The sequence below is a fragment of the Pseudomonas sp. genome (genome assembly GCF_037994325.1).
Classification (GTDB): Bacteria; Pseudomonadota; Gammaproteobacteria; order Pseudomonadales; family Pseudomonadaceae; genus Aquipseudomonas.
The window spans coordinates 23395-29394 of record NZ_JBBNAH010000120.1 but is presented as its reverse complement, the minus strand read 5'-3'; the positions used below and the strand labels follow the sequence as shown (position 1 = coordinate 29394).

4 protein-coding genes and 1 pseudogene are annotated in these 6000 nt (G+C 51.6%); 3 read left to right on the top strand and 2 right to left on the bottom strand.

Annotated elements, in window-relative coordinates; translation table 11 throughout:
- Positions 1–434, top strand: a pseudogene (locus AAAB16_RS04000) (hypothetical protein); the annotation flags it as partial.
- A 106-nt stretch (positions 435–540) separates the two neighbouring features.
- Here the strand turns inward: AAAB16_RS04000 and AAAB16_RS03995 are convergent.
- Positions 541–1035, bottom strand: a complete 495-nt coding sequence (locus tag AAAB16_RS03995) for a DUF2165 domain-containing protein (RefSeq protein WP_340662182.1) — start codon at positions 1033–1035, stop codon at positions 541–543.
- Positions 1036–1383: 348 nt separating this feature from the next.
- On the opposite strand from AAAB16_RS03995, the gene AAAB16_RS03990 reads away from it, so the two are divergent.
- On the top strand, positions 1384–4488 hold the full coding sequence (locus AAAB16_RS03990) for a hypothetical protein (protein ID WP_340662181.1): 3105 nt from the start codon (positions 1384–1386) through the stop codon (positions 4486–4488).
- A 150-nt stretch (positions 4489–4638) separates the two neighbouring features.
- Here the strand turns inward: AAAB16_RS03990 and AAAB16_RS03985 are convergent, their stop codons facing one another.
- Positions 4639–5163, bottom strand: a complete 525-nt coding sequence (locus AAAB16_RS03985) for an Mpo1-like protein (RefSeq protein WP_340662180.1) — start codon at positions 5161–5163, stop codon at positions 4639–4641.
- 110 nt (positions 5164–5273) lie between these two features.
- Between AAAB16_RS03985 and AAAB16_RS03980 the strand changes: the two genes are divergently transcribed.
- Positions 5274–5966, top strand: a complete 693-nt coding sequence (locus AAAB16_RS03980; RefSeq protein ID WP_340662179.1) for a Crp/Fnr family transcriptional regulator — start codon at positions 5274–5276, stop codon at positions 5964–5966.
- The last annotated feature ends 34 nt before the right edge of the window (positions 5967–6000 follow it).

Below are 6000 nucleotides of genomic sequence, written 5' to 3'. Positions count from 1 at the left end.
AAGAAGATGTGCCTTGGGGTTACCAGAAAGAACTGAGCAAAGCCCTGCGCGACTTTCTGATCAGCGCCCACGGCCTGGGCGTTGCCACCCCGGTGGACGAACTGCCGGTGAAACTGGAATACCTGTCTGTGCAGTACCTGTTCCGCTCCTACGTCGGCAGCCTGGAACTGGCGCGCGAACACGCCGACCAATACATCGGCCAAGACGAACGCCTGTTGGTGCCGGAGATCGACGGCGAAATGAACAAACTCGCCGAACAAGATGCCGCCGTGAAAAAGAAACTCGACACCCGCTGGGGTTACCTACGCGTGGCACTGGCCGATATGAACAGCGGCGTAACCGCCATGACCAGCCTCTCCGGCCGGCCCTTTGCGCCGACTATTGTCGACCGCCATGCGCGGGCCATGAGCGAACAGTTGATGAGCGCCAACTAGGCACTGGCAACGCGCTTTTTCCGCTAAGGCCCGGGCGCCACTACGTAGTGGTGCGCCGTGCGTACCACGGTGTATGCGCGCAACAACCGGGTGCGCGCGATTTGCGCTAAGCGAACTCCTCGTCACGGTGGCTCAAAAACAACAGCACCAGCCCCACACACCCGATAAATCGAAACGCCGCCTGCTGGCCGTTCCAGGTGGGTGATCGCCACATCTGAAACCACTCACCGCCGATCACCATAAAGCCGAAAAACCACAGGGCGAACGCCAGCGCCAGACCGGCGATGGCGATATGTTTTGCCCGATTGAAACTGCTCGCCGCTGCGCCACGCTCAAGCCAAAGACGTGCGGCGCCAAGTACACAGAGCAAGCCGGCGAGCATCTCCACGGCAATGATCTGGGCGTATACGAGCTTGTGCAGCAAAGGGCTATGGATGGCCCGCGAGAGAAGTTCGGACTGAGGCGGCAGCGTGTCCATCATCATTACGTGCTGCACAAAGGCATAGTTGGTGCCGTAGTCGAGCAAGTTATCCACCCCGACTAACAACAAAAACAGGCCGATCATTACCACCATCCCCACCTTGGCGATACGCACAACCATCGTTATCTCCTTTGTTACAAAAGAGATGACTGTGTTGCACGCCGTGAGACGGAGCTGCCGGATGCTCCGTTAATTTGCGAGGCTCTTTCTGCTATGTCCACGCGAACGGTAAAAATTCGCTGTAGGAAACCGCAAGACTTTCAACGTAATAAATCATAGGAATTTACGGTATTGAATGGGCTACTTACGGCAGGTTAATTGCAGCTAACGCTGTGACTTTTCGTATTCCACCTTCAGATAGCGGCTATAGCAGTAGAGTTGGAAAAAGCAACTTAATAAAGCTGCGTTTTCATCACAATTTTAACTTGCTCTTAAATATTGGTCGCTTTCCATAAAGGAATCGCAAATATGAAAAAGTTAAACTTCGCAAAAGGCGCAACTGGAATTAACAGCTGGATCGGTGTCTGCACACTGTCCGTGATGACATTATCAATCAGCCACGCATTTGCCGCAGTAAATTGCCCCTCTGGCCAATACGCGAATGATTCAGGCGGCTGCTCCGTAAGTAACGGTTACACACCTATCGATCAGGGTTCGGTCGCCCAACAGCACCTAGATAACTACTACAAAAATGAAGACTTGTTTTCCGCTTATCAAAAACAATGGGAAGAATGGAATAACAAAAATCTGCAACTCAGCCAGCAGCTAAACCAGCCGTTAATAGAGCAATATCAACTATTAGCGCTGCGTTTAGCTAAGTGGCAAAAAGAAGACTCTAAAAGTTTCGCCGACTACTTCAAACAAATACAAACCACTATCCCCATTGATCTCGCACGAGATATTCCCAATGATTTGTCCAGCGATAACCATCGAAGTTTTATGATGGCATTTGTAATGGACGCTTACGCCAAGGGCAAATACTCCTTATTGGTTGCTCAATACAATGCCAACCTGAAAAAAACTGCCCAACTTTATTTTCGAATGAACCCAACCCTAATGAAATCCATCCGGATTAATTACTGGACAAAAGCCTACGCCCCCAGCGTTTCCGGAAAATGGGGATTTACCCGAAGCTACAGCGACAGCCTGTCCTTAAGAGAACTACAGTCCGTTTACCCATTTATCCGACCAGCCGATGCTGCCGACTATGATTTCAGCCAGACCGAGGAGAGTTTCTCCGACACCTGGAATAACGCCAGCACCTCGCCCTCCACGCACAAAGCGAAAGCCACTAAATACTATAAATTTGTACCACAGGCTCTACCCGAGTCATTTACCAAAAGCCTTAGAGAAAGCATTAATCCTAGGCTAACTGCTCAGGTAAATAGTGAGACCCTGGCGCAGACGCAATCGAAAGTCGTCGGCTTTGGATTTAATAGTTTAATGAGCTCGTACTTATCAGCCAATACCAGTAGAGAAGAGTTCTTGAAAAGCGCTGCCAACCTCGCGCTGGCGTTTCCTCAGGCTAACGCTATTACCCAAGTGACTCGCGTTGTTAATCAGGCTAAAAAAACCTGTTTAGCACCGGCACAGGCCCAAGTATCAACGCAAAACATCAATATTGACTACAGCGTAGAAACAATAAACTGCAACAGTGCAACGCGATCAATGGATTGGTACGTTATCGAAAACGAAGACAAAACTATCCAACTGAAAAACTCGCTGTCGGGTCAGTGCCTGACATCGCCTCGGCAGGCGGATACCGGCGTTGTTACATTGGTTTGCGGCGGGAGAATTAATACCTACGAGCCAAGCGCGCAGAACTGGCAATGGACGGGCGATGATCGGCTGCGCCGATCGGGTAAAGACCACCTATACAGCCTGAGCGTAATGGCGCCTACCGACCTGTCTCTGAGCGCGAGAGCAGGTAGAACAGTAGATATCTACCCCTATGATTATTTGCAGGGAAACGATGCGTACAGGGCGCAGTGGTTAATAAATACCGGCGATAGGCGCAACGAAATGCTTACCGCGGAAAACTATAAAACGGCCGAAGCTATCGGGAAACATTTCTTTGTATTGATGTACGGCTTCACCGAAGAGTTACCTTTCATGGACCGAATGAAAAGCGTACACGCGGGCAAAAACCTGCCCACTGAAGACGCCAATAGAAGGCTTAAAACTGAACGCTATACATCGCAAGAAAGGGCTAAAGCCTTCTTCGATAAAATATATAGCAATGGCGACTTGTACAATCAACTTCCCACTAGCATTAAAGACTTTATTGCTGCGCTACACGCTGGCACACCGTTACTGGATGCTTACAGCCAACATGCGCTGGCGCTATACGACGACATCAGAAAAATCTACATGTATAAACCCACCACCTGGAATGATGAAAGCAACAGCGTAGGCTCACTGCAAACCTACGAAAACCCGAAAGACAACAGCGTAGATATCTTTATCTCCAAATTCAACGGTAATCCTGCCACTAGCAACAAGGCATTACCCACTAATAAAACCTCAAACGAAAACTGGACTTACTTGGCCAGCCTGGGCAGCAAAGAACAAGTTAAAAAACTGGTGAGCGGTATCAGTAACTACTTCCCTGAGTGGGGTAAAGCGGCCAATTATGGCGACATTTTCCAGTACAACAACCCCGTATCGAAAACGCTTGAATTTTTCCAAGCAAACTTCAAAGGAATGGCTAGCAACAGCGCAACATACTTTCCAACCAATCAAACATCCAATAATAAATGGCGTTATCTAGGCCAACAAAACAGCGCTACCGTTTTGCTTGCCGCGTTGGCCAACGACATGAATACAGCCTATTTATCCTATATGTATAACTTGATTAAGTTAAACATCGGCACAAAACAGACCATTCCTGACATTGAGCAGTCCTTGTCCAGCACAACAACAGAAGATGAACAAGACGGGCTCGGCTTTGGCAACTGGGTGGCAACGAGTCCGTCCTATGACATTGCCGGGCAACCGTCGTTGGGGCAGTATTTTTACGTCTCAAGCCCTACTGTCGCCGGCGCATCTCTGTATAAGTCCAGCAACATCGGTGCACTCAGCGCTCTATCCAATGCGCTGATCAGCATGAAATTCGACCCCGCTCAACAAGCAGATATAATGCTTAAACGAGTGATTATGCGGCAACAGTTTGAAGAAATGCTCAACCCTAGAACTAGCGAAATAATTCGAGCTTCGGGTTTGGGTCAAAGTACCGAGTTTCCCGATGAGGCCACTGGCTACCCGGGTTGGTCACGCTATATCTTCGACGAGTGGTCAGAGGGCAGACTAAACCCTCCGGAAGGTTTCCAAGAATTTCGCGCGAACTTCCGGGCACTGTTTAGTCCAGGTGCGCAGGGTGATGCAGAATTCGACAGCTTTATAGCCGATTCCGAAAACGTAGCGATAGAGCAAGCCAACCAGGGATTATTGGTACTGAACAATAGTTCGTTGAGCACAGCCTTCAATGCGCTAACCATCACGGGATCAACTATCGCTGTCAGCACAGTAAGTGTGAGCGCTGCACTGTCTACGATTTTCGGCCTCGGCCTTTAGTCGTTTTGACAGGGCTGTCACGTAGTGTTTAACCAGGTGGGCGATTGAAGAGCGCTAACGTTGTTCAGCATGCCTGCTAAAAGCAAATGCCCCGAATCGAAAGAACGGGGCATTTTTTATGGTTTCGCTTTTTGGCTTAACGAACGGCAGTCACACCAATGCGTCTTTACCACGAATATGGGTCGGACCAGCACGCTCTTCGATAGCCTCGCGCAACTCGTCACGGATACCCAGCAGAAACAGCAACTCGACCACCACAAACAACGGCCCCACGATCAGCCCCGACAGGTCATCAACAAACGCCGGTTTGCGCCCTTCGTAGTAGTGGCCAATGAATTGGATAATCCAACCCAGCACAAACAGGCCCAAGCCACCGCTTAACCAGACCAGGGTGCTTTGTGCCGCCAGATTGGCACCGCCCCACAGGCTAAGGCCAAGCAACGCACTCATCAGCACACCAAGGCGCAGGTCCAAACGCAGGTAGAAAATCGCCGAGGCCAACGCGCACACGCTTGCGGGCGAAAGCCACACGCCCAGCACGTTCAACCCTGGGCGCGAGAGTAAGGCGGTCACGGCGAAGGCAATCATCGGCACGCCAATAAAGTGGGTGAAGATATTGCGCCGGTCGCGGTGGTAGGTGGCGTACTGCGCGAGATGATCTGTCAGGGTTTTCATCTTATGTCCTCGGAGGCTGCCTCTATTTGGGCTGGAGGAATCATGCAGGTTGGGTAAGCTGCAACTCTGTCAGCTAGCCGACAAACCGTGCCCGCTATCCGGAAAAAGCCATGAGCCATTCTCTGCCGTACTTGCCTCTGCTGCGCACTGGCCATTGGTTCAGTACCCTGCCGCAAGCGTTGCAGGACGAATTGCTTAACAGCGCCCAAGTGCGCCGCCTGCAAGGCGGTGAGCGTCTGTTCCATCGCGGCGACCAGCCGTGCGGTTTATACGCCGTGGTCGAAGGCGCTATGCGCGTGGGCGCCGTCAGTGCTAATGGCAAGGAAGCGTTATTAACCCTGGTAGAGCCGCCGTACTGGTTTGGCGAAATCTCTCTTTTCGACGGCCAGCCACGTACCCATGACGCCTTTGCCGAAGGCGCAACCGTATTGCTCCATGTGCCGCAAGCGGTACTGAGCGTACTGCTGCAACGCCAACCCGGCTACTGGCGCGACTTTGCCCTGCTGATGAGCCAAAAACTGCGCCTGGCCTTTATCGCCCTGGAACAGATCAGCCTGCTGCCCGCGGCACCACGCTTGGCCCAACGGCTGCTGATGATTGCCGACAACTACGGCGAGGGCGACCCACGCCGGGTTATTCACCTGGCGCAAGAGCAGTTGGCGTTGATGCTGGCGATTTCCCGACAGACCACCAACCAGATTCTCAAAGACCTGCAAGCCCAAGGCATCCTGCGGCTGACGTATGGCGAGATTGAGATTTTGGATTTGCAGCAGTTGCGCGAGGTGGCGGAGGCTGGCGCATAACTCAGCCTTAACTCCGTCATCCCCGCGCAGGCGG

What these genes read in the sequence shown, in the direction of transcription:
- AAAB16_RS03995 (WP_340662182.1), bottom strand. Translation starts at nt 1,035, where the DNA reads ATGGTTGTGCGTATCGCCAAGGTGGGGATGGTGGTAATGATCGGCCTG.
- AAAB16_RS03990 (WP_340662181.1), top strand. Translation starts at nt 1,384, where the DNA reads ATGAAAAAGTTAAACTTCGCAAAAGGCGCAACTGGAATTAACAGCTGG.
- AAAB16_RS03985 (WP_340662180.1), bottom strand. Translation starts at nt 5,163, where the DNA reads ATGAAAACCCTGACAGATCATCTCGCGCAGTACGCCACCTACCACCGC.
- AAAB16_RS03980 (WP_340662179.1), top strand. Translation starts at nt 5,274, where the DNA reads ATGAGCCATTCTCTGCCGTACTTGCCTCTGCTGCGCACTGGCCATTGG.